Raw genomic sequence first — 26,978 nt, 5'->3', positions numbered from 1 at the left:
ATTTAGCCGATATTTCTAAAATATGCGTTTGATAATAATATGGAAGGAGAATTTTAGTCAATGGAAATTGCAATACATACTTTGAGAGCAGTTGCTTATGCAATTGCAGAACCTTCAAATGCATTTATTTTAATAATGATCGCATTAATTTTTTATAGTAAAAACAAGAAAATTGCTGCAATGCAAAGAATGATAATGGGAGAAAGTATAGATTCACCCTTTGAATTAACTATATCTCAAATTGTAATAGGAATTTTTGCTGGAACTGTAGCAAGTCTATTATTTACATTTTCAGGACTAGTTTTTGATGAGAATTCAAATATTTATTTATTGTTTATGGTGTCATTATTTTTTATGGTATTTAAGCCTAGATTTATATGCTTTTCTTATTCTGGTGCAGTTTTAGGATTAACCAGCCTATTATTTAAATATGTATCAATTTCATTGAATAAGCCACAATTAAATATTGTAAACATAGATATTTTGACTCTAATGACATTGGTTGGGTTATTGCATATTATTGAGGGTGTTTTAGTCATGATAGATGGTTCAAGGGGCGCTATTCCTGTGTTCACGAACAGAGATAATAAAATCGTTGGCGGATTCGCATTAAAAAGGTATTGGGCATTGCCAATTGCATTACTGATACTTTTGAGTGCAAATTCATCAAACTTAGTTGTTGGACAGAGTCTAGTTAGTCCTGAGTGGAAAAATTTGATACAAGGAGATATTGTTAGTAGAATAGTTAAAAATTCTGTTATAGCATCTATTGCTTTGTATGGAGTTATAGGTTATGCCGGAATAACGTTTACTAAAAGCAAGAGAAAGAAAACACTTACGTCAGGAGTCTTAATAATAGTGTATGGGGTTATGCTTACTGCAATATCAAGACTTGCAGTACTTGGAGTAGGTTATCAATTATTTATATTAATATTCGCGGCAGTAGCTCATGAAGCGATGTTACAACTAGAAAAGTATATGGAACTAACTCTAAAACCTAAATATGTTAGTACTGAAGAGGGAATTATGGTGCTTGCAGTAACCCCAAAATCTCCTGCATATCAAATGGGTATTCAAAGTGGAGATTTGATCGTGATGGTTAATGATAAAAAAATAGAAGCTGAAGAAGAAATTTTTAATATAATTAAAGGGAACTTTAATTCATTATCGTTTAAAATTAAAAAACCTTCTGGTAAATTAAAAGATACTCAAATTAGTAATATTGCTGGGGACAAAAGGTTAGGAATGGTGGTTGTACCTAGGCAAGTACCAAAAGAAAGCAGAATAGTAAAAGTGAATGATGAAACATTTAAAGATGTAATGAACAAATTAAAGAATAAAGACAAAGACGAAGACAAAAAATAAAAAACAGTTTAATAATCTACGAGATGTCTTGAAATAAGAGGTTGAAACGTGAAATTACATTAAGAAATTCTAGTCTTTTGCTCATATAAAATTCTTTATCGCTCACATTCAGCTTCCTGCTTCAGGTTCACTAGCCTGAGCCTTTGGGTATTTCTCTGGGGGACATAACAATTATTAATTGTTATGTATCCTGACAGGCTTACAAGAATTTTATAATTGCAAAGGAAGAATTTCTAAATGAAATTTCAATGTTCCTGCGCTCCTTATTGCAAGTCATCTCGCAGAAATTTTATACTTGTTATTTATTCATGTTTAACAGCATTTCAGAAGGAAAGTCTCCAACTTCTATACGAATGGGAAGATAACAATTGATAATTGTTATCTACTCCAGAGAACTACAAAGGGGTAAATCTCCTTATGAAGTCGTTGCAGCTCCCTAGAGGAGATATAATTCATCTCTTTTAGAGCTGTTACAGCGACCCCAGGAGATAATTTAATAACTGTTTTATAAAAGTAACATCTGTAAAGCCATGATTTGTGACAAGTCCATAAGAAAAATCAAAAGCTTTTATTAAAACGAAAAACGTTATGTCTTTGTCATAACGTTTTTTATCAATTTAAAAATATTCCAAATATGTAGCAAATTATAGTTTGTTAGTATTAGTATACAATTTATAATATTAATGGGAGCACTAAATTAAAATTAATTATAAATTAATTTTAATTATAACCATTACTTTAACATAACTAAATTTATTAAGGGCAGATTAATAAATAGGTGATGCTTATGAAAAAAAAGTTAGTGGCAATTATATTTTTATTTATTATATTAGTACATTCAACAGTTATTTTTGGTGAGGAATTTAAGCATGTTGAAATTTTTGACCCAAAACAAGAAAAGGTAGTTAAAGTAGTTAAGCTAAATCCGGAAATTCATAATATGGTTTCAAAGTGGATTAAGAATCTAGATGGCATTTATGGTAAAAGTAATCCTCTTACAAGTGATGGATATGCAATTAGGGTTCCACTGTATCCTTCCGTTAGGGTGGATACAAAATGGCTAAATGCAGATGTAAATGATGTCTATATAATAGTTCCTGCACATGACACACCATTTCTTATGATTTTTGATAATGAAAATAAATTGCTTTGTTTCCCATTTAAAGGTGATGTTAATATATTGTCAAAAGTTTTAGACTTTAACCTTACAACTAAAAGTAGTTTTTCTTGTGTTAATTGAGAAGAAATTGAAATAGAATTCAATTAAATATCAATAAATGCTAAGACAATAGAATATTGTAGTTTAACATAAAACCATTGTAAAGTATTATGAATTAATGCTTTACAGTGGTTTTATGCGTTAATGCAACTATAACTATGTTATGGTTATAAATGAATTAATTGGAATATTAGTTATGAAAATGTTAATGAACTTCTGCTCATGGTTTAAAATGAAAGTTAAAAGTAGTTTTTTCATCTAAAAAGGGGGGGAAGAATTGAATATGCATTTCATATCTCAAATTTTAGTTTGGTCATATATTTTCGGGGTGCCAATATTAATAATATATGCAGTATACACTTATATTAAGAATAAGAAGTTATAGTGATTATTCTAGAAATTAAAGTATGTAAGACACAATGTTTTATACAAGGAGGCTAATCATATGGACATAGAGAAAGAAATGTACACAAGAGCTGTTAAATTTATGTATCAACGGTTTCCAATTGGGTGGGATGGTGTGGCAGTAGTTCATACTGATGATGATAATTATTTTACAAGTGTAGCACTGGAAACTTTTAATGCCAGCGTTGAACTTTGTATAGAAGCAGGTGCAATGTGTGAAGCACAAAAATACATACAATTTTCCCATTCTAACATAATAGTTATGTAGGATGGGAAAATTTTATCTGAATTAAATTTATAATAAAATGTTATTGTGGCATTAATAATAATTATTAGCACATATTTAGTATTATTGTTAAAAATAAAAAATACAGTAAATAATTACTAAAGAAATATTAATTATAAGGTCCTACAAAAGTACATAATAATGTTATTATAGTAAATACAGATAAAGCATCTCTTTCAGAGCTGTTCTCTCTTTCAGAGCTACATCATCTCTTTCAGAGCTGTAGTATAAGATTGGAAGTCAGCTATAGCGAATTTTATCCTATTGGAATATGCAAAATGATGAGCTTTCGCTGTATGCTATAGAATTAGAAATACAATATTGACATATGAAAAAGTTATAGTTAAAATGTAAGTAGCGAACAAATGTTCAGAAAAAAGGAAGACAAGGCGGTGATTTTATGTATGAGTTCAAGTTACATTCAAAGTTCAAACCAACTGGTGACCAACCACAAGCAATTGATAGTCTTGTGCGCGGAATTGAAGATGGTGATAAGTATCAAACTCTTAAAGGGGTAACTGGGTCGGGTAAAACTTTTACAATGGCTAATATTATTGAGAGAGTTCAAAAACCTACATTGGTGCTTGCTCATAATAAAATCTTAGCGGCGCAACTTTGCTCAGAGTTTAGAGAGTTTTTCCCTGATAACTGTGTAGAGTATTTTGTGTCATATTATGATTATTATCAGCCTGAGGCTTATATAGCACAGACAGATACATTTATAGAAAAAGATTCATCTGTTAATGATGATATTGATAAATTAAGGCATTCAGCTACATCTGCATTACTTGAGCGTAATGATGTTATAGTGGTGGCTTCGGTTTCGTGCATATATGGACTTGGTAACCCTGAAGAGTACAAAAAACTCACAGTGTCACTAAGGGAAGGCATGGAAAAGGATAGAAATGATGTGATAAGACATTTAATAGATATACAATATGAAAGAAATGACATTAATTTTATTCGTGGAACGTTTAGAGTACGTGGGGATACTATTGATATATTTGAAGCTTCATCTTCATCTGAAGGAATCAGGGTAGAATTTTTCGGAGATGAAATAGAAAAAATTAGAGTTTTTGATTCACTTACAGGTGAAATCATTGGAACTCGAAAGCATGTTTCTATTTTCCCAGCTTCCCATTTTGCTACTTCAAAGGATAAATTAGAGGTTGGTATAGCTCAAATAGAAGAGGAACTAGAGGTAAGATTAAAAGAACTTGTTGAGGAAGATAAGGCACTTGAGGCACAAAGACTTAAGCAAAGAACTAATTATGATATTGAAATGATGCGTGAGGTTGGTTATTGCACTGGGATTGAGAATTATTCTAGGATACTAGATGGTAGACCTGCAGGATCAGCACCTCAAACTTTAATGCAATATTTTCCCGATAATTATTTGATGTTTATAGATGAAAGTCACGTAACACTTCCACAGGTGAGGGCTATGTTTGGAGGAGATAAATCCAGAAAAACTAATTTAATTAATTATGGATTTAGGCTTAAATCAGCTTATGATAATAGACCCTTAACTTTTCCAGAGTTTGAGAAAAGTATGAATCAAACAGTTTTCGTAAGCGCGACGCCAAGTGTTTATGAAATTGAAAATAGTGAAAATATTGCAGAACAAGTAATTCGGCCTACAGGATTATTGGATCCCGAGATTGTAATAAAACCAGTTAAAGGACAAATAGATGATTTATATTCTACTATACAGGAAACAATTAAAAAAGGTTTTAGAATTTTAGTTACAACTCTTACGAAAAAAATGTCAGAGGATTTGACTAAATATTTTAGAGAAATGGATATGAAAATAACTTATTTACATTCAGACATTGATACAATAGAAAGAATGAAGATAATTCAAGATTTAAGGCTTGGAACGTATGACGTATTAGTAGGTATAAATCTTTTAAGGGAAGGATTAGATATTCCAGAAGTAGCTCTTGTTGCAATACTAGATGCAGATAAGGAAGGTTTCTTGCGATCAGAAACTTCATTAATTCAAACAATAGGAAGGGCTGCGAGAAATTCACAGAGTAAAGTAATAATGTATGCAGATAAGATAACAAAGTCTATGAAAAAGGCTATGGATGAAACTACAAGGCGTAGAAAAATTCAGATGGATTATAATAAAAAAAATGATATAGTACCAACTACTATTGTCAAAGATATTAGAGAAGTTATCGGATCGGTAACAGTTGCAGAGGATAAAGAGGTATATGAAACCCTTGAAGCTGCAATGGATGCGAATTACGATGAAACTAAAAAATTAATGGATAAGTATGAAAATGAAATGAAACAATCGGCTAAAGATTTACATTTTGAAAGAGCTGCTGAGATTCGCGATATATTATATAAACTAAAGAAGCAAATAAAAAATGTATGATGATTTAAATACAGAGGAGACAACCATGAGAAATAAAATTGTTATAAAGGGTGCTAAGGTACATAATTTAAAAAATGTTGATTTAGAGATACCAAGAGATAAGTTAATAGTTTTTACTGGACTTTCAGGATCTGGTAAATCGTCTCTTGCTTTTGATACATTGTATGCAGAGGGACAGAGAAGATATGTGGAGTCACTATCTGCTTATGCAAGGCAGTTTTTAGGCAATATGGATAAACCAGATGTCGAGTACATTGAGGGGTTATCTCCAGCTATTTCTATAGATCAGAAAACTACTAATAGAAACCCACGTTCTACAGTGGGTACTGTAACTGAAATTTATGATTATTTGAGATTACTTTATGCAAAAGTTGGAACACCACATTGTCCTAAATGCGGTAAGGAGATTACTCAGCAGACGGTAGATCAGATGGTAGATAGAATAATGCAAATGCCAGAAAAAACTAAAATTTCGATATTAGCACCAGTAATAAGAGGAAAAAAGGGTGAACATGTTAAAGTAATTGAAAACATTAAAAAGAATGGTTTTGTAAGGGCTAGAATAGATGGTACTACTATAGAGCTTATGGAAGAAGACATAAAACTCGCAAAAACAAAGAAACATAGTATAGAAGTAGTAATTGACAGAATTTCAGTAAAACAGGAAGTTAGGGGAAGGCTTTGTGAATCATTAGAAAGTGCACTAAAATTATCTGAGGGTACTGCAATTGCTAGTATTAAAGATGGAGAAGATATACTCTTTAGTGAGCATTTTGCTTGTATAGACTGTGGGATTAGTCTTGGAGAATTAGCACCTAGAATGTTTTCTTTTAATTCCCCATTTGGTAAGTGTGATACATGTGATGGTCTTGGAACACTTATGGAAATTGACGAGGATTTAGTAATACCGGACAAAAGTAAGAGTATTAAAGACGGTGCTATCATGTGCTTTGGTGAAGGTAGTCTTAAAGAAGAATCGTGGACTTTCTCGGTACTTAGGGCTCTGAGCTTAAAGTATAAGTTTAGTTTAGATACGCCTATAGAGGATTATCATCCAGAAACTCTTAAAATGTTATTGTACGGAACGGGTGGAGAGAAAGTTACGGTAAACTATGTTAAAGAGTATAGATCCGGTACTTTCAATCATGCTTATGAAGGTATTATAAATAATTTAAAAAGACGATATTTAGAAACCTCATCAGATTATATAAAAAGAGATGTTGAACAATATATGGGGGATAATCCATGCCCTAAATGCAAGGGAGCGAGGTTGAGCCCGGAAGCATTGGCTGTAACAGTTGGTGGCATGAATATAAGTCAATTTTGTATGCTATCCATAACAGATGAAGTAACTTTTTTAGAAAATGTTGAACTGTCAGAAAAAAATAAAATTATATCTAATCAAATTTTTAAAGAGATAAACGATAGACTTAATTTTTTAGAAGATGTAGGATTAGATTACTTAAATTTAGCTAGATCAGCAGCCACATTGTCAGGTGGAGAAGCACAAAGAATAAGACTTGCAACTCAGATAGGATCAAGTTTAATGGGAGTTTTATATATTTTAGATGAGCCTAGTATTGGTCTTCATCAAAGAGATAATGATAAACTTATAAAAACATTAAAACATTTAAGAGATATAGGCAATACAGTAATTGTTGTAGAGCATGATGAAGATACTATGAGGGCAGCAGATTTTATTGTAGATGTTGGTCCCGGAGCAGGAGAACATGGTGGAGAAATCGTAGCTAAAGGATCAATTGAAGATATTAAAAAATGTAAAAGATCAATTACGGGTCAATATTTAAGTGGTAAAAAGAAAATTGACGTTCCAAAGAAAACAAGAAAATCTAATGGCCATAGCATAAAAATACTTAATGCTAGGCAAAATAATCTTAAGAACATTAGTGTAGAGTTTCCTTTAGGCGTGTTTACTGCAGTTACTGGTGTTTCAGGTTCTGGAAAAAGTACATTAGTAAATGATATTTTATATAAAGGTCTTAATAAAAAGTTGAATAACTCTAGAAAGAATGCAGGACTTCATAAGGATATATTAGGTGCAGAGAATATTGATAAAATAATAAATATTGACCAAGGGCCTATTGGTCGTACTCCAAGATCAAACCCGGCTACATACACAGGGGTATTTGATGTTATTCGTGATGTGTTTTCGATGAGTTCAGAAGCAAAGATTCGTGGTTACAAGCCAGGCAGATTTAGTTTTAATGTTAAGGGCGGAAGATGCGAGGCTTGTCATGGTGATGGAATAATTAAAATAGAGATGCAATTTTTATCTGATGTGTATGTGCCTTGCGAAGTTTGCAAAGGAAAAAGGTATAATAGAGAAACTTTAGAGGTTAAGTATAAGGGAAAAAACATTGATGAAATTTTAAATATGACTGTTGAAGAAGCAGTAAAGTTTTTTGAGAATATTCCAAGAATTTATAGTAAGTTTAAAACATTAATGGATGTGGGACTTGGGTATATAAGACTTGGCCAACCTTCAACACAGTTATCTGGTGGAGAGGCTCAAAGAATTAAACTTGCGTCCGAATTATCCAAGAGAAGTACTGGAAAAACTTTTTATATATTGGATGAGCCGACGACAGGACTTCACATTGACGATGTTAGCAAACTTATTAAAATACTTCAAAGGCTAGTAGATTCAGGTAACACGGTGGTTGTAATTGAACATAATTTAGATGTTATAAAGTGTGCAGACCATGTTATTGACTTAGGCCCTGAGGGCGGAGACAAGGGCGGAACTATTTTGTGCACTGGTACTCCAAAAGAAATTTCTTTAAATGTAAAGTCATATACAGGACAATATCTGAAAAAAATGTTATAATTCATATAAGACTAGCATAGGTAGTATGTTAGTCTTTGATTATTTTTTAAAGAGGAGAAAGTACATTATGGCTAAGATAAGCTTAATTATGAGATTTGCAATAATAGCGATTATTTACATTATAATAATATTTGCTTTGAAAATAATGTATAAGGACATAAAGGGTGGTGCAAAGCAAAAACCAATAGTCAGAAGGGCTATGGGACTCGAAGTTATTGAAAGAGGAGAAAATTTTAATTTAAGAGTTGGTGCAGTTATTCCACTAAACGATGAACTTACTATAGGAAGAAAAGGAGATAATCTTTTAATTCTAGGTGATAAGTACGTATCATCTCAGCATGCAAGGATATATTTGAAAAATACAGACTACATATTACAAGATTTTAAAAGCACTAATGGTACCTTGAAAAACAACAAAAAGGTAAATGATAAGGTACCTATAAAAAAAGGTGACGAAATTAGAATAGGAACTTCAGTTTTTAAAGTTATAGGGTAAATATTATAGTATCCTATGTGAAAAGCATGTGCGTAGGTGATGATTAAAAGAGGTGATATTATGGAAAGTATAAAAGAAGAGAAGAAGCTTCTAAGGTATACTTATCTTTTATGTATAGTTTTGTTTGGAAATATGTTTTTTATTGGGAAAGGTTCATTTGATAAAGGTGCAATAATAATGGGTGCGATAATATGTTTGATTTTTATGTATTCTCATTTTATTATAAGAAGATTTTTCCCAGATGGTGATAAATATATTTTACTGTTCTCAAATGTGCTTGCAGTTATAGGAATGGGAATTTTATATAGACTAGACTCTCCTACTGCGCTTAAACAACTTATTTATTATACTATAGGCATTGCTGTATTCATTTTAGTGGTAGTGTTATTCCCGAGTTTATCTAAGTTTGGAAAGTACAAATATGTTTATTTAGTATGTACTCTTTTACTTATGTCTATGGGAACCTTTTTTGGAAAAGAAGTTTACGGAGCTAAAAATTGGATATCTATCGGTGGTTTTAGTTTTCAGCCAACTGAATTTGCTAAACTATCTCTGGTGGCATATCTAGCAGCAGCATTACAGAGTTATGGAAAAGATTCTTTAGGAAAGTCAGAAAAAATGAAATTCAAGGCATTACTTGAACCTGGTATTGTAGTTATGATATCACTTGGGTTCATGGTTATTCAAAAGGATTTGGGCTCAGCATTGCTATTTTTTGCTATTGCAGTAACTATGTTATATATTGCAACCTCAAATTTTAAGTATATACTATTATGCTTAGCGCTGTTTATGATAGGTGGTTTTATAAGTTACAAACTTTTTGGCCATGTACGCTTGAGGGTTATGATCTGGGGTGATCCATGGAAATATGGTCATAATGAAGGACTTCAAATAGTACAATCTTTAATATCGATAGCTTCAGGTGGACTTTTTGGAACAGGCCTTGGCCTTGGGTATCCTAACATGGTTCCTGTAGTTAAATCAGATTTTATTTTCTCAGCAATTTGTGAGGAAATGGGACTTCTTACTGGGCTTGCTATTCTTATTTTATTCTTTTTACTGTTTTATAGATGTATGCGAGTGCCTATTTATAGTAAGGATAATTTCACAAGATTACTTGCGGTGGGTTATAGTACGATGATAGCAGCTCAAGTATTAGTTATAGTAGGAGGGGTTGTTGGAGCCATACCATTAACAGGGATAACGCTGCCACTTGTAAGTGCTGGTGGAAGTTCAATGATAATAACTTTCTTTTCATTAGGTATAATTCAAAAAATTTCAGAGGACGGTAGAAGTTATGAATGATTTTGTGATTAATATAAAAAAAGTCATGTTGGTGTTCTTAATACTTTTTATTGTTCTGATTTCTTACATATCTTATTTATACATGTTTAAGAGTGAAACAGCTGTAGCTAGTTCTTTTAATCAAAGATTATGGGCTGAGCGAAACAAGGTATTAAGAGGAACAATTTATGATAAAGATATGACAGCACTTACAAAAAGTACGAGATTAAGCGAAACGTCTCAAAAACAGACTTATTTACAAGGCGCTGTTTTTGCTCATGCTATAGGGTATATGGATCCTATATATGGGCTTACAGGACTTGAAAAAAAGTATGACGGTGAACTTATGGGTAATAGTGACTCGGCGCTTTCAAAATTTGCTTTTTTTAGTAAGGATAATGAAGAAAAAGTTGGTAATGGCTTAAGAACTACACTTGATTCTAAATTACAAGAAAAGGCTTATAATCTTTTAGGCGATCACAGGGGAGCAATTGTGGCTATGAATCCTAAAACAGGTGAAATTTTAGCTATGGTGTCAAAACCTTCTTATGACCCTAATAATTTAGACAAAGAGTGGAAGAGTATAAATTCAAATAAAGACATGCCACTTCTAAATAGAGCGGTATCTGGGCTATATCCACCAGGGTCTACATTTAAAACTGTCACTGCAGCAAGTGCGTTAGAAAACATTACAAATGTTATAAATACTAGCAAAAATGATAATGGAAGTTTAGTTGTTAATGGAACAAGACTACTAGGAGATTTTCAAGGTGAGTCTTTCGGAAATATTGATTTTAAATCTGCTTATATGCATTCTAGTAATGTGTACTTTGGTTCTTTAGGTCTTGATCTCGGAAATAAGGAATTAAAAAATACGGCGGAAAAATTTTATTTTAATAAAGATATTCCAACTATAGGGTTAACTGTAGAAAACAGTGTATTCCCAAACTATAAAAGTAACGAGAAAGGTAATATTGCTCAAAGTGCTATAGGTCAAGCTGGAGTTTTAGTTACTCCTATGGAAATGGCATTAGTTGTGAGTACTGTTGCTAATAATGGTGTTATGATGGAACCAATGCTTGTTAAAGAAATTTTAAGTAGCAAGGGAAACTCAATAGAAAAATTGAAATCTAAACAATTGGCTCAAGTAATGACAAGTGAAAATGCAGCTACTATGAAGACTTTAATGAGGGCAGTAGTGTCTGGAGGAACAGGTAAAAGTGCTGCTTTGCCTAACATACTGGTTAGTGGTAAGACAGGAACTGCAGATCATGATGACCCTAGTAAACAAGAGGCACCACATGCTTGGTTTACTGGGTTTGCACCTTATGATAATCCTAAAATTGCTATAGCTGTAATCATAGAGGATGGTGGGCAAGGCGGAGTTCTTGCGGCTAACATAACTAAGGAACTTATTAGAACATATTTGCAATAATGCTTGTTAATTATTAAATCATCTCCTGGGTAGTGGGAACATCGACCTAGAAGATACAACATGAGAAAACATGTACATAGTGGTGGAAATATAAAGTCAAATATTATAACAATATTTGACTTTATATTTTGTCACAAATGTAGCAATTAGTATTATAATTAAGGATGTTGGCAAATGAGAGAAATGATGTCAAATCATCTCCTGGGTCGCTGCAACAACTTTGGAAGCAAATTTAGACTGCCACCAAAGTAATTTTCCTAGGCTAGACAACTATCACTTATAGAAGATGGCAGACTTGAAGCTTCCAAAATGTTGTTAAAGGTAGCATAACATATGTCATAAGTAAAATAATATAGGAGCAATTTATAACAAATTTCCCGGGAAATTTGACGACTTGGTACAATTATGACTGTATATGTTTATAAAAATTATATATTAAAGGGGGTGTGTATTGTGTTTGATTTTGAATATCAACTAAAAAGTCTTCCAGATGCCCCAGGAGTATACCTAATGAGAAATAATCTTGGAGAAATAATCTATGTTGGAAAGGCTAAAATATTAAAAAATAGAGTGAGGCAATATTTTAAAAAATCTAAAAACCATTCTGTAAAAGTAAAGGCTATGGTTAAAAATATATCTGAGTTTGAGTATATAGTAACGGATTCGGAAATGGAGGCGTTAATACTCGAGTGTAATCTTATTAAAAGATATAGCCCTAGATACAATATTTTGCTCAAGGACGATAAACGCTATCCCTTTATAAAAATAACAATAAATGAGGAATTCCCACGTGTTTTTGTAACTAGAAACATAGCAAATGATGGAGGAAAATATTTTGGACCGTACACAGACTCAGCAGCTGTTTATAGTACTATTGAACTTATAAAACAAATATACCCACTTAGAACTTGTAGAAAAAGTATTAAAGAAGGAATGAAACCTACACGTCCTTGTCTTAATTATCATATAGGACTTTGCAAAGCGCCTTGCGCTGGGTATATTAACAGAGAAGATTATGGAAAAATAATTAAAGGTACAATGGAATTACTTAATGGAAAAGATAAAGAAATAAAAGATGTTTTAAAGTTAAAAATGGAAAGTGCATCAGAATCTTTAGAATTCGAAAAGGCTGCTACGTTTCGTGATAAAATAATGGCGATAGATAAAATAAACCAAAAGCAAAAAATTATAATAGGAAATTGTGAAAATGAAGATTTTATCAATATGCATGTGGATGAAAAAGATGTTTGTATTCAGGTATTTTTCCTTCGTGATGGTAAAATAGTAGGACGTGAACATTTTATATTAAATGATGAAGCGGACCAGGCAGGGGATGAACTTATAGAAGAATTTATAAAAAGATTTTATGGGGCTGCGGCATTTATTCCCAAAACAATATATGTGCCTTTTATAAATGAACCAGAAATTCTTGAGCTATGGCTTAGCTCTAAAAAAGAATCAAAGGTTACTATTAGAGTCCCACAAAAGGGAGAAAAGAAAAAAACATTAGAGATGGTAGAAAACAATGCTAAGATAACTCTTGAGAATTTTAAATTAAAAGATATGCAAGATAAAGAAGTCCATAAAATAGCATTGGCAGAGCTTGTAGAATTACTAGAACTAGATGAAGTACCTGAGAGAATCGAATCTTATGATATTTCCAATATAATGGGTGTAGATTCTGTAGGAAGCATGGTAGTTTTTGAAAATGGTAAACCGAAAAGCAGTGATTATAGAAGGTTTAAAATAAAATCTGTAATAGGAGCTAATGATTATGATAGTATGCGTGAAATATTAGAACGAAGATTTCTTCATGGATTAGAAGAAGTAGAAAAGATTAAAGAAAGACATCTAGAGTTAAGCAAAGGAAAGTTTTGTATATTTCCTGATTTGATTTTAATGGATGGTGGAAAAGGACAAGTTAACGTTGCAATAGAGGTTTTGAATAACCTTAATATAGACATACCTGTTTGCGGAATGGTTAAAGATGATAAACACAGAACTAGAGGATTAATATACAACAATATAGAGCTTAATATGAAAAGTAATTCACAAAGTATGCACTTAATTACTAGAATACAAGATGAGGTGCATAGATTTGCCATTACTTATCACAGAAGTTTGAGAGATAAAAGAACTTTATACTCTATATTAGATAATATACCCAATATTGGGGGTAAGCGAAGACGCGAGTTATTAAAGAAGTTTGGTAGCGTTGATAATATAAAAATTGCGAGTAAAGTGGAACTAATGGATACCCCTTCTATGGATAGTAAAGCTGTGGAATCTGTTATAGAATTTTTTAAAAACAGCAAATAATTACAAAACTAATAGGGAGAATAATAATTTTATACGGTTGAAATAAATTTAAAAAAAGGGTAAACTATAGGAACTATAACTTCTATACATAATTATATGATTTATGATAGAAGAATATAAATATATTAATATTTTCAAGGAGTAGAATATGAAGCAATATGCGAAACTAATAAAGCAAATAAATAAAGTAACAACTAAAGAAAACATAAAGATAGATGAACTTATGGGAAATCATACTTCTTTTAAAGTTGGTGGACCAGCAGATATTTTATTAACACCAAAAGATGTTAACGAAGTTCAAGCTTTGATAAAAATCTGTAAAGAAAATAATGTTATTTATTATCTAATAGGAAATGGGTCTAATTTGCTTGTACGTGATGGCGGAATTCGTGGTGTTGTCATAAAATTATGTAAGATTAATAATATTAAAGTAGAAGGAAATAAGATAACTGCTGAAAGTGGGGCATCGCTATACAATGTAACAATGGCGGCATTAGATGCTGGACTTAAAGGAATTGAATTTGCTAGTGGAATTCCAGGTAGTATCGGTGGCGCGGCAGCTATGAATGCAGGAGCATATAATGGCGAAATGTCTATGGTTCTTGAAAGCACACTAGTCGTGGATAATAATGGAGAACTTCTAAACTTAAATAAAGATGAAATGGAACTATCTTACAGAAGTAGTGCTGTACTAAAATATGGATATACTGTAATAAGTGTTACTCTTTGTCTTGAAGATGGAGATAAAAAAGTTATAAAGGCGAGAATGGATGATCTTGCTAAAAAAAGAAGTGACAAACAACCATTAGAATATCCATCGGCTGGGAGCACATTCAAAAGGCCAGAGGGGCATTATGCTAGTGTACTTATACAAGAGTCTGATTTAAAAGGTACATGCGTTGGAGATGCTCAGGTATCTGTTAAACATTCTGGATTTATCATAAATAAAAAGAATGCTACTGCAAAGGACATATTAGATTTAATTAAGCTTGTAGAAGATACAGTGGAAGAAAAATTTGGTGTAAGACTTAGCACTGAAGTAAAAATTTGGGGCGAAGATAAATAGCATTTTAGGATACACAGTAAGTTAAATTTCTGTGTATTTTTTTATGCTTGTATATCTGTAATTATCAATACATGTGTTATAATAAATAGTGATATTGTATTAATACAATTCATTAATTATACATTTAAAATTAATCTAATTATATTGAAATTATTTATTTTTTATAGAGGGGGGTTTTTAATGAGATTTGTTATATTGACCGGGTTATCAGGAGCTGGGAAAACACAAACTGTAAGAAATCTTGAGGATTTAGGATTTTTTTGTGTGGATAATTTACCACCTTTATTAATTCCGAAATTTGCGGAAGCATGTTATCAATCTAATGGAAATATAGATAGAATTGCTTTAGTTATAGATATTAGGGGCGGAAAGTTTTTTGATGATATATTTGACAGTTTAGCTTATCTAAAAGATCAAGGATACAAGTATGAAATACTATTTTTAGAGGCATCAGATAAGGTACTTGTTAAGAGATACAAAGAGTCAAGAAGAAAACATCCACTATCACCTGAGGGAAGAGTTTTAAATGGTATTGCAACTGAGAGACGAAGACTTAAAGCTGTACGTGAACGTGCTGATCATATAATTAATACATCAAGACTTTCTGCAAGGGAATTAACCCAGGAGATAAATAATATTTATGGTGAGGAAGGTCAAATAGAAACTAAACTTATTATAACTGTGCTTTCTTTTGGGTTTAAATATGGAATGCCTGTGGACTCAGATTTAGTTTTTGATGTTAGATTTTTGCCTAATCCATATTACATTCCAGAGCTTAAGCAGTACTCGGGTAATGATAAACCTGTTCGCGATTATGTATTAGAGTTTGACGGGACAAAATTGTTTATTGAAAAACTTAAAGATATGCTAGAATTCCTAATTCCAAATTACAAGGCAGAGGGAAAAAGACAACTCATAGTTTCAATAGGATGTACTGGGGGAAGGCACAGGTCAGTAGCTATAGCTAACAAAATTTATGAAATACTTGATAAAGATGGTTATGACGTTAATATAGATCACAGAGATATAAATGAAGATGCAAATAGAGGTGGTGACATTAAGCTATGATGCTTAGTAAGCTACTTGCACCTGGCGTTAATATAAAAAGGTGGATTCTTCTAGGTATCTTAGGCTGTTCCATTTTAGCTTTTGGAATTGTTAGAATTATAAATGAATCTAATCTTACTTTTAGGAACATTGGTGTTTCAATTTTTATAATAGCCATTGGAGCTCTAATAATATATATATCTATAATCCAGATTATTAAATTCTTTATTATACTTGTGAACACGGGAAATTTGGACGTAGCTATTGACTCCAAAAATTTAAAAAATTTAATTTATGAAAAGAGAGTGCTTGTAAAAGGGCCTAAAATAGTAGTAATTGGTGGAGGTACTGGCTTATCAACTATGCTCCGAGGGCTAAAGAAATATACAAACAATATAACTGCAATAGTAACAGTAGCAGACGATGGTGGGGGATCAGGAGTTCTAAGAGAAGATTTAGGCATACTTCCACCAGGAGATATTAGAAATTGTATGTTGGCACTAGCAGAAACGGAGCCGCTTATGGATGAGTTATTGCAGTATAGATTTACAGACGGACGATTGAAGGACCAGAGTTTTGGTAATCTATTTTTAGCTGCGATGGATGGAATTTCAAATAACTTTGAAGAAGCTGTTCAGAAAATGAGCTCAGTACTTGCAGTAACCGGAAGAGTTATTCCAGTTACTTTAGATAATATGGTTTTGAAGGCAAAACTTAAGAATGGAATGATAATTGATGGTGAGTCTAATATACCACAAGGTGTTATAGACAATAATAGCCCAATTGATGAGGTTTTTATAGAACCTAAAGATGCTAGAGCATTAAAGGAAGCGCTGGTTGCAATAAATGAAGCAGATGCAGTAATACTTGGGCCAGGGAGCCTTTATACTAGCATTATTCCAAACTTATTAGTAAAGGAAATAAGAAATTCATTGTCTAAAACAAAAGCAATAAGGGTCTATGTCGCAAATATTATGACTCAACCAGGAGAAAGTGATAATTTCGGAGTTATAGATCATATAAAGGCTATTAATAAACACACTAAATGTAAGGTAATTGATTACGTGGTTGTAAACACGGGGAAAATAAGTAGCGAACTTGAGAAAAAATATCTTGATGAAAATTCAAATATGGTTAACATAAATGAAGAGGAAGTTAAAAAACTTGGTATAGGAGTAATAAAGAAAGATTTTGTTAAAGTTGGAAAAGGATATATAAGACATGATGCAGATAAGCTTGCAGCAATTTTAGTTGAAACAATTATGGAGAAAAGGTTATTTAAAGATAAGAAAAAAATAGTTGAATACTTTTATCTATCACAAAAGCTTAAAGAAAATAAACAAAGTAAGGAGTAGAATAATGTCATTTTCGTCTAAGGTTAAAAATGAAATTTGTAGATTTACAGACATGAGTAAGGAGGAAGCCATGGCTGAAATGGCGGCTATAATGAAGGTTAGTGGAACTATTGGACTTGGGTCTAATAAACAAATTAATTTTCAAATAACCACTGAAAACCCAGCAATAGCAAGACTTATTTTTAAATTATTAAAGGAACATTTTGAAATTCATGCTAAATTGCTAGTTAAGAGAAGCAATTCTCTTAAAAAAAAGAATGTTTATGTAGTTATAATAACCGAAGAAATGGGCGTCAAAGACCTATTAAAGCAAGTGGCTGTTCTTGAAGACGAGAATTTTTTCTCTATAGATTACACAATACCAGAAAGATTAATTGATGCTGAGGAATGCAAGCGTAAATATATAAGAGGTGCCTTTTTAGGCGGTGGAAGCATTAGTAATCCAGAAAAAAATTACCATGTTGAATTCGTAACGCATGATAATGATTATGCACAGGAACTAAGCACACTTATTAATAGTTATGGACTATTTTCAAAAATAATACAAAGAAAAAGCAGTTTTGTTATTTATATTAAAGAGGGTGAGCAGATTGTTGATCTTCTTAATATAATTGGTGCACATAACTCATTATTATTCTTAGAAAATGTAAGGATAATGAAGGAAATGAGGAATAATGTAAACAGAATTGTAAACTGTGAAACAGCAAATCTTAGTAAAACTGTAAATGCGTCAGTAAGGCAAGTAGAAAGTATTAAATTAATACAAGCCGAAATAGGTTTTAAAAGATTGCCTAAGAATTTGAGAGAAGTTGCTGAATTAAGACTGGAATATCCAGATGAATCTTTAAAAGAACTTGGGGCAATACTAGAACCACCGGTAGGAAAGTCGGGGATTAATCATAGATTACGAAGAATAGAAAAGATTGCTGAAGAATTAAGGAAAGAAGGAAGGTAGATTTATAATGTCAAAACATGAGGAGATAGTTAAGCATATTCTTTCCCTAAAAATCGGAACTAAAATATCAGTAAGGGGTATCAGCTCTGAACTAGGGCTTAGTGAAGGTACATCATATAGAGCAATAAAAGAGGCAGAGAACATGGGAATTGTTAATACAGTACCCAGGGTTGGAACAGTTAGAGTTGAAAAGGTATATAAAAAAAATATTGAAAGCCTTACTTATGCTGAAGTTATAAGAATTCTTGAAGCAACCGTTTTAGGTGGAAAAGAAGGTATTAATAGAATCTTAAATAAATTTATTATAGGTGCAATGGCTCTTGAATCAATAAATAGATATATAAGGCCGGGGTACTTACTTATTGTGGGTAATAGGGAAGAAGCACAACTACTTGCTCTTCAAAATGAGGCTGCAGTATTAATTACTGGAGGTTTTAATTGTAGTGATAAAGTAAAGGCACTCGCCAATGAAAAGGGTATTCCCTTATTGTCGTCAACCTATGATAGTTTTACAGTGGCTAGTATGATAAACAAGGCGCTTTATGAAACAATGGTTAAGAAAGAAATCATTTTAGTTGAAGATGTGATGGATACTAATACTACGTGTCTTATGGGTAGTGATACTGTCGCTACATGGCGAAAACTGATTATAGAAACTAACCATGAGAGATATCCTGTACTAGATGAGAATATGAAAATTATTGGCATAGTTACATTGCGAGATTTACAAGGATGTAATGATGAAGATGAAACAATTAATAAAATTATGAATAAGAATCCAGTATGTGTAACACCTAAAACAACAATAGCTTATGCTGCTCATATTATGGGTTGGGATGGAATAAAAATTTGTCCTGTTGTTGAGAAGAAGAAGTTAGTAGGGGTACTTACTATAGAACACGTAATAAAGGCAATGGAATTTTCATTAAGGCAGCCACAAGTTGCTGAAACTATAGAAGACCTTATATTAATGAATTTCACATGTGAACATGAGGGAACTAGCTTGCATTTTAATGGTCAAATTATTCCTCAGATGTTAGATCCTTTTGGAACTGCTTCTTGGAGTTCACTCAATATGCTCTTATCAACTATGGGAATAATGGCATTAAGGCAGAACAATAATATTAACGTTTCTGTGGATAGTATTATGGCATATTTTATGAAACCTGTGCAAATGGGTACTGATATAGATATATATGCACAAATAGTGGATAAAGGGAGAAGTTTTTCTAAGGTTGAAATAAACATGTATAATTCGCATAAGGATTCTGTGGCAAAAGCAATGATTTCTGCAAAAACATTAAGTAAATAGAGAACTTATTTATTATGATGATATAATTATTAAATATAGGGAGGCAGGACAATGTTTACACACATAGTATTTTTTAAGTTAAAGAATAAGAAACAGGCAGCAGATGCTAAAAATATTTTACTTAGTATGGATGGAAAAATATCACAACTAAAAGGGCTTGAGGTGGGAGTTGATGTAATTCATTCTGAACGTTCTTATGACTTATCACTTATTACTAAGTTTAATTCATTAGAGGATATGAATACATATGCAGTTAGTGAGTACCATGTAAATGAAGTGCTTAAATATTTGAAGCCCATGCTAGAATCTTCTAAAACTGTAGATTATGAATCTTAGGTTATAGTCCGATGCGTACTAACTTATGGCTGGAGGGAAGTGGAAAAAGTGACTGAAGAACTAAAAATAAAAGAAAAAGAAGATTTGGGGAGTTTTGTCCACCTTCATGTACATACAGAATATAGTCTTCTTGATGGATCGGGGAAAATTAAAGAGCTTATTGCTAAGACTAAAGAATTGGGAATGAAAAGCATAGCGATAACAGATCATGGGGTAATGTATGGATGTGTAGAATTCTATAAGCAAGCGAAAGAACAAGGTATTAAACCAATTATTGGTTGTGAAATATATGTAGCAGCTAAATCCATGAATATAAAAGAGCCAGATAGAGAAAATCCTACACATCATTTAATACTTTTAGTTAAAAATACTAAAGGTTATGAAAATTTGATGCAAATAGTATCGGCTGCATCAATTAAAGGGTTTTATTATAAACCAAGGGTTGATTTTGAGCTTTTGTCAAAGTATAGTGAGGGGATAATTGCCAGTAGTGCTTGTCTTGGTGGTGAAATACAGAGTCTTCTTCTACGTAACAATTATGAGAAGGCAAAGGAAATAGCCTTAAAGTATAATAAAATATTTAAAGATGGTTTCTACTTGGAATTACAATATCACGGTATGCAAGATCAACTTAAGGTTAATGAACTATTAGTTAAACTTTCAAAGGATACTGGAATTCCCTTGATTTGCACTAATGATACTCATTACATAGAGCAAAAAGATTCTAAGGCTCATGATATTCTTCTTTGCATTCAAACAGCAAAAACTGTTGAAGATGAAAATAGAATGAGATATCCATCAGATCAATTTTACTTAAAATCTCCAGAAGAAATGGAAAAAACATTTGCCTATGTTCCAGAGGCGCTTAGTAATACAGTTAAGATAGCGCAGATGTGCAACTTTGATTATGAATTTCATGTGTCAAAACTACCTAAATTTCCACTTTCTGATGGGGTGGACCCATACGAATTTTTAAAAAAACACTGCTACAGGGGTTTAACGCCAAGGTATGAAGTGTTTAGCGAAGTATTAGACGAAAAATTTTCTATAGAGGCTATAAATGAAATAGCAAAAGCTAATGCAGATGCTAAGTTGTATGTAGATAGACTTGAATATGAACTTAACATAATAAAACAAATGGGATATGTTGATTATTTTCTTATAGTATGGGATTTTATAAAATTTGCTGTAGATCATGGTATTCCTACAGGGCCTGGTCGTGGATCAGCTGCGGGTTCTATAGTTGCATATGTTTTAGATATAACTAAAATTGACCCTATAAAATATAATCTTATCTTTGAGAGATTCTTAAACCCAGAAAGAGTTTCAATGCCAGATATAGATTCAGATTTCTGCTATGAGAGGCGCCAAGAAGTAATTGACTATGTTGTGCGTAAGTATGGTTCTAGCAATGTATCACAAATTATAACATTCGGAACAATGGCTCCTAGAGCTTGTATAAGAGATGTAGGAAGGGCTATGAACTATTCATATGCAGAAGTGGATAGAATTGCTAAGATGATACCATCTGTGCTAAATATAACTATAAATAAAGCTCTTGAAATGAATCCGGAGCTGAATTCATTATATAAAGATGATTTGAGGGTTGAAGCTCTTATTAATATTGCAAAGGCCCTTGAAGGACTTCCAAGACATAGTTCTACCCATGCAGCAGGAGTAGTTATTGCGTCGCAACCTTTAGTAAGTTATGTTCCACTTCAGAAAAAGGATGATATGATAGTAACACAATTTCCTATGGGAACTCTTGAGGAGCTCGGTCTTTTAAAAATGGATTTTCTTGGGCTTCGCACACTTACAGTTATGCGAGATTGTGTTGATTTTGTAAAAGATAATAGGAATGTATCTATTGATATAGACAATCTAGATATTGAAGATCACAAGGTCTACAAGATGATCGGTGAAGGAAAGACTGTAGGTATATTTCAACTTGAATCTGCTGGGATGACTGGATTTATGAAGGAATTAAAACCTGACAATTTAGAGGATATTATTGCCGGTATAAGTTTATATAGACCAGGTCCCATGGCTGAAATACCTCGGTACATAAGAAATAAAAACAGTATGGATAAGGTGGAATATGTTACTCCACAGCTTGAGGAAATCCTTGGCGTTACATATGGCGTAATGGTATATCAAGAGCAAGTTATGGAAATTGTTAGAAAGCTTGCTGGGTATTCCATGGGGAGGTCTGATCTTGTACGTCGTGCCATGTCTAAAAAGAAACATAAAGTCATGGAAGAGGAGCGATATAATTTCATACATGGAATAGTTACTGATGATGGAAAAATAGAAGTTGATGGATGTTTAAGACGTGGGATTACCGAAAAAGCAGCAAATCTTATATTTGATCAAATGATGGATTTTGCGTCTTATGCTTTTAATAAATCTCATGCAGCGGCTTATGCAGTTGTAGGATATGAGACAGCTTATTTAATGTGTTATTATCCTACAGAATTTTTAGCTGCAATGCTTAACAGCGTTAAGGGAAATAGTGAGAAAATAGCTTTTTACACTAGATATGCAGTGCAAATTAATATAGGGGTTCTGCCTCCTAGTATAAACGAAAGTTATGCAGAGTTTACTGTAAAAGGTGATACTATAAGGTTTGGCCTTTCAGCACTTAAAAATGTAGGGGTAAATGTAATAGAGAGTATTGTACGCAATCGAGAAGAGAAAGGTGATTTTACTGGATTTATGGATTTCTGCAATAAGATAGATACTGCATGTGTAAGCAAACGAGCAGTAGAAAGCCTTATTAAGGCAGGAGCATTTGATGAATTCAGAATCCATAGGTCACAACTTTTAGCAGTATATGAAAAGGTACTAGATGGAGTAAATAATGATAGAAAGAGAAATATTTCAGGACAAATAAATTTATTTTTAGATTTTGACAATGATTATGATAATTTTGAAATAGAGTATCCCAATATTAAAGAATTCAAAAAGAAACATCTTTTAGCTATGGAGAAAGAGATGACAGGAATATATTTATCAGGTCATCCATTAGATGAGTATGAAGAGACACTTAAAATACAAACTAATACTAGAATATCGGATATCGTGGTTGATGAGAGTCTTGATGAAGGGGATGATATGCTTAGTGAAAGCTTTAAGCTCCAAGATGGGGACAAAGTTATTATCGGAGGTATAATATCATCTGTTAATAAAAAAGTTACTAAGAACAACGATATGATGGCTTTTATTAACCTAGAAGATTTATATGCAAGTGTAGAAGTAATAGTTTTTCCGAGAACATTTGAAAAATATAAGTCGCTTTTAGAAGATGACGAGATAGTAATAATAAAAGGTCGAGTTAGTATTAGGGAAGAAGAACAGCCAAAAATATTGTGCGAGGATATTAAACCACTAATAAAGATTAATAGTGAGAAAATTTATATATTGGTGGACAATGAAATTATGGTAAAAGATGCTTTGAAAAAATTAAAACAGAATTTGGCTATATACAGAGGAAATACCCCTGTGTACCTATGTACAAAAGAGCCAAGAAAAATGTATGCTGTAGATAAGGGTTTGTTTCTAAGTGAAGAAACAGATACTATGGAGTTATTAAGAAATATATTTGGAGAAAATAATATAAAGAAACAATGAAATCTTTGTTAACTACAGCAAAAAATGTTATTATTATAAATGTAGTTAATAGAGATACAATAGTTGGAAAACAGCATTTATACCGTATTTATCCATTAAAAAGGTTTACAGTATTCCGATTATAGATTGTTTATCAAAAAAAAATATTTTTTTCACATATTATGTTGAATAATTTAAGAATTTTGTATAATATTAGACTATAAGAATATTTTTAATTAGTAGTAATGTTTTTGTTAGCAGACATGAATATATTCTAGCCATCCTGGGACAAAATTTGTCCCGGCGGTGCAGAAGAGATGAACAATTTATAATTGTTTGCTCTCCTAGAGAACTATGAGGAGGAATGTTTTATGAATACAATTGCGGTATTAACAAGTGGTGGCGATGCACCTGGAATGAACGCAGCCATTAGGGCAGTAGTTAGAATGGCCATATTTAAAGGCATAAGAGTTATGGGCGTAAAAAGAGGATATAGTGGACTTATAAATGGTGAAATATTTGATATGGATAGACATTCTGTTTCAGATATAATTCATAGAGGTGGAACTATTCTTAGAACTGCTAGATGCGAAGAATTTAAAACTGAAGCTGGAAGAAAAAAGGCAGTTAATGTGCTAAGAGTATTTGGTATTGACGGACTTGTAGTAATTGGTGGAGATGGTTCTTTCGCAGGAGCACAACTTTTATCAGAACTTGGTATTGCAACTGTAGGTATACCAGGAACTATTGATAATGACTTACCTTACACTGAATATACTATAGGGTTTGATACAGCATTAAATACAGTGCTTGATGCTATAAACAAAATAAGAGATACTTCAAGTTCTCATGAAAGAATTAGTGTAGTTGAAGTAATGGGAAGAAATTGTGGAGATATAGCTTTATATGCTGGTATTGGTGGAGGAGCTGAAGAAGTAATCATTCCTGAAAAAGGGTATGAAATAGATGGTTTGTGCAAAAATATATTTGAAGGAAAATTAAGAGGAAAAATGCACAATCTAATAATCCTTGCTGAGGGTGTAGGCGGAGCAAATGAGCTTGCAAAGCAAGTGGAAGAAATAACAGGAATTGAATCAAGAGCTACAATACTTGGTCATATTCAAAGAGGTGGAAGTCCAAGTGCATTTGATAGAATGCTTGCCTCTAAAATGGGTGTAGAAGCTGTAAATGTGCTTATAGAAGGTAGATCAGGAAGAGTTATTGGCATGAAAGAAGGCAAAATAGTTGATGAAGACATCAATGAAGCAATAGAAATGCCAAGAAAATTTAATGAAGAACTTTATGAAATGTCAAAAATTCTTTCTTATTAATTTGTTAGCTAAGTTATTTTAACAAGAGAGATTTATAATAAATTAACACAAAATAATTAACACAAGAGGAGTAATTTATGAAAAAGACTAAAATTATATGTACAGTAGGACCAGCTAGTGATACTAAAGAAATAATTAAATCATTAATGAATGCAGGTATGGATGCTTCAAGACATAATTTCTCACATGGTGATCATGCAGAACATAAAGCAAGAATGGATACAGTAAAAACACTTAGAAAAGAACTTAATAAGCAAGTTGCTATAATACTTGATACTAAGGGACCAGAAATAAGAACAGGAAATTTTGTAACTGGTAAATTAGAATTAAGTGAAGGTTCAGAATTTACTGTAGTTTGTGGTGAAGAAGTTATTGGAGACGAAACTATATGCTCAGTAACATATGAAGATTTATACAAAGATGTTAAAGCTGGCGATACTATCTTAATAGATGATGGTTTAGTTGGACTTAAGGTAGTAAAAATTGTAGGTAAAAAAATAAAATGTGTTGTATCAAATACTGGTATGGTAGGTAACCATAAAGGCGTTAATGTACCTGGAGTTTCAATAAATCTTCCTGCACTTACACCAAGAGATATTGATGATTTAAAATTCGGATGTGAACAAGGTGTTGATTTTGTAGCAGCATCATTTGTAAGAAAAGCATCAGATGTATTACATATAAGACGTATACTTAGTGAAAATGGTGGAGAAAAAGTACAAATAATCTCTAAGGTTGAAAGTAGAGAAGGAGTTAATAATATCGATGATATTATTAAATTATCAGATGGTGTTATGGTTGCCAGAGGAGATCTAGGAGTAGAAATTCCTACTGAAGAAGTTCCAATAGTTCAAAAAATGATTATTGAAAAATGCAACGCTGCTGGTAAGGCTGTTGTAACAGCTACTCAGATGTTAGATTCTATGATTAGAAATCCAAGACCTACTAGAGCTGAAGCTTCAGACATAGCCAATGCTATTTTTGATGGTACAGATGCTATAATGCTTAGTGGTGAAACTGCTAATGGTAAATACCCTATTGAAGCTGTTTCAATAATGGCTAAAATAGCACAAACTGCTGAGGATGCTCTTAACTACGAAGAAAACTTAAATAAGAAAAAAGCAGTTCATTCTCAAAATGTACCAAATGCTATTAGTTTAGCTACTTGTAGCACTGCAATGGAACTTAAGGCATCAGCTATTATTACTGCTACTCAAAGTGGAAATACAGCTAGAAAAGTTTCAGCTTATAGACCAGAATGTCCAGTTATTGCTGTAACTCCTTATGAAGCTGTAGCTAGAAGCTTAGCATTAAACTGGGGTGTAATTGCAATATGTACACAGAAAGCAAAATCTACAGATGAACTTATAGAGAAATCTACAGATATCGCATTAGAATCAGGATATGTAGAAAAAGGAGATTTAGTAGTTATTGCTGCTGGAATCCCAGTAAATTATGTAGGTAGCACAAATATGATGAAAGTTCATATTGTTGGGGATATTTTAGTACAAGGTAAGGGAAATATATCTGCATCAGCTTGTGGAACTGCTCTTTATGTTGAAAATGCAAAAGAAGCAAGTGACATCATGAATGATGGTGACATTTTAGTTGTTAAGAAATTAGATGCAGAATATATTGATTTATTTGATAGAGTTTCAGGAATTATTGTAGAAGATTATGCACATCTATCAAATGTTGTTATTGAAGCTACATCAAAATCAGTTCCAATAATACGTAAGGCAATAGGCGCAGTAGAAATTATTAAAACAGGTTCATTCATAACAATGGACGCAGGCAGAGGTCTTGTATACAGTGGCCGAGCTAATATAAAATACTAAAATATTAAAAATGATTGCCTAATAATGGCAATCATTTTTTTTATAAAAAATCATAAATAATTGTTATATGTGTGTATAATTTAATA

18 protein-coding genes are annotated in these 26,978 nt (G+C 32.2%); all 18 read left to right on the top strand.

Annotated features, from left to right (window positions below):
* Positions 1–60: 60 nt before the first annotated feature.
* The 18 genes from KPL38_RS00730 to pyk all read left to right on the top strand — a co-directional run bounded on the left by KPL38_RS00730 (position 61) and on the right by pyk (position 26,892).
* A complete protein-coding gene (locus tag KPL38_RS00730; protein ID WP_216285578.1) occupies positions 61–1,365 on the top strand; it encodes a PDZ domain-containing protein in 1,305 nt (434 codons plus the stop codon).
* A 787-nt stretch (positions 1,366–2,152) separates the two neighbouring features.
* Entirely contained in the window at positions 2,153–2,605 is a 453-nt protein-coding gene (locus KPL38_RS00725) for a hypothetical protein (protein WP_216285576.1), read from the top strand.
* A 424-nt stretch (positions 2,606–3,029) separates the two neighbouring features.
* Positions 3,030–3,257 (top strand): cytidine/deoxycytidylate deaminase family protein, encoded by a 228-nt coding sequence (locus KPL38_RS00720; protein WP_216285574.1) that lies wholly within the window; start codon positions 3,030–3,032, stop codon positions 3,255–3,257.
* A gap of 418 nt (positions 3,258–3,675) precedes the next feature.
* Positions 3,676–5,661 (top strand): excinuclease ABC subunit UvrB, encoded by a 1,986-nt coding sequence (gene uvrB, locus KPL38_RS00715; protein WP_216285573.1) that lies wholly within the window; start codon positions 3,676–3,678, stop codon positions 5,659–5,661.
* A gap of 25 nt (positions 5,662–5,686) precedes the next feature.
* Complete coding sequence (uvrA, locus tag KPL38_RS00710; RefSeq protein WP_216285571.1) at positions 5,687–8,509, top strand: excinuclease ABC subunit UvrA; 2,823 nt, start codon at positions 5,687–5,689, stop codon at positions 8,507–8,509.
* Between the two features lie 67 nt (positions 8,510–8,576).
* Entirely contained in the window at positions 8,577–9,005 is a 429-nt protein-coding gene (locus tag KPL38_RS00705) for an FHA domain-containing protein (RefSeq protein WP_216285569.1), read from the top strand.
* A gap of 60 nt (positions 9,006–9,065) precedes the next feature.
* Positions 9,066–10,310, top strand: a complete 1,245-nt coding sequence (locus KPL38_RS00700; RefSeq protein ID WP_216285567.1) for an FtsW/RodA/SpoVE family cell cycle protein — start codon at positions 9,066–9,068, stop codon at positions 10,308–10,310.
* Positions 10,303–11,724 carry a peptidoglycan D,D-transpeptidase FtsI family protein gene (locus KPL38_RS00695; RefSeq protein WP_216285565.1) on the top strand — a complete coding sequence of 474 codons (1,422 nt, stop codon included), beginning with the start codon at positions 10,303–10,305 and terminating at the stop codon, positions 11,722–11,724. The genes KPL38_RS00700 and KPL38_RS00695 overlap by 8 nt, the downstream gene beginning before the upstream one ends.
* A gap of 453 nt (positions 11,725–12,177) precedes the next feature.
* Positions 12,178–14,043: an excinuclease ABC subunit UvrC gene (uvrC, locus tag KPL38_RS00690; RefSeq protein WP_216285563.1), complete on the top strand. Its 1,866-nt coding sequence runs from the start codon at positions 12,178–12,180 to the stop codon at positions 14,041–14,043.
* Between the two features lie 148 nt (positions 14,044–14,191).
* The gene (murB, locus tag KPL38_RS00685) at positions 14,192–15,109 is read left to right on the top strand and encodes a UDP-N-acetylmuramate dehydrogenase (protein ID WP_216285561.1); all 918 of its coding nucleotides are present in this window, start codon (positions 14,192–14,194) and stop codon (positions 15,107–15,109) included.
* Positions 15,110–15,289: 180 nt separating this feature from the next.
* Positions 15,290–16,177 (top strand): RNase adapter RapZ, encoded by an 888-nt coding sequence (rapZ, locus tag KPL38_RS00680; RefSeq protein WP_216285559.1) that lies wholly within the window; start codon positions 15,290–15,292, stop codon positions 16,175–16,177.
* Positions 16,174–17,511: a gluconeogenesis morphogenetic factor MgfK gene (gene mgfK, locus KPL38_RS00675; protein ID WP_216285557.1), complete on the top strand. Its 1,338-nt coding sequence runs from the start codon at positions 16,174–16,176 to the stop codon at positions 17,509–17,511. Before rapZ ends, mgfK begins: the two co-directional genes overlap by 4 nt.
* 4 nt (positions 17,512–17,515) lie before the next feature.
* A complete protein-coding gene (whiA, locus tag KPL38_RS00670; RefSeq protein WP_216285555.1) occupies positions 17,516–18,466 on the top strand; it encodes a DNA-binding protein WhiA in 951 nt (316 codons plus the stop codon).
* Positions 18,467–18,473: 7 nt separating this feature from the next.
* Positions 18,474–19,778: a DRTGG domain-containing protein gene (locus KPL38_RS00665; RefSeq protein ID WP_216285553.1), complete on the top strand. Its 1,305-nt coding sequence runs from the start codon at positions 18,474–18,476 to the stop codon at positions 19,776–19,778.
* Positions 19,779–19,829: 51 nt separating this feature from the next.
* Positions 19,830–20,114, top strand: coding sequence for a Dabb family protein (locus tag KPL38_RS00660; RefSeq protein WP_216285544.1), 285 nt, complete (start codon positions 19,830–19,832; stop codon positions 20,112–20,114).
* Between the two features lie 66 nt (positions 20,115–20,180).
* The gene (locus KPL38_RS00655; RefSeq protein WP_216285674.1) at positions 20,181–23,744 is read left to right on the top strand and encodes a DNA polymerase III subunit alpha; all 3,564 of its coding nucleotides are present in this window, start codon (positions 20,181–20,183) and stop codon (positions 23,742–23,744) included.
* Between the two features lie 350 nt (positions 23,745–24,094).
* Complete coding sequence (gene pfkA, locus KPL38_RS00650) at positions 24,095–25,054, top strand: 6-phosphofructokinase (RefSeq protein ID WP_216285542.1); 960 nt, start codon at positions 24,095–24,097, stop codon at positions 25,052–25,054.
* A 77-nt stretch (positions 25,055–25,131) separates the two neighbouring features.
* Positions 25,132–26,892 (top strand): pyruvate kinase, encoded by a 1,761-nt coding sequence (gene pyk, locus KPL38_RS00645; RefSeq protein WP_216285533.1) that lies wholly within the window; start codon positions 25,132–25,134, stop codon positions 26,890–26,892.
* The last annotated feature ends 86 nt before the right edge of the window (positions 26,893–26,978 follow it).

This window comes from Clostridium psychrophilum (assembly GCF_018861705.1).
Lineage (GTDB): Bacteria > Bacillota > Clostridia > Clostridiales > Clostridiaceae > Clostridium_AD > Clostridium_AD psychrophilum.
The sequence above is the reverse complement of the archived record's forward strand: the minus strand, read 5'-3'. Positions and strand labels throughout refer to the sequence as shown.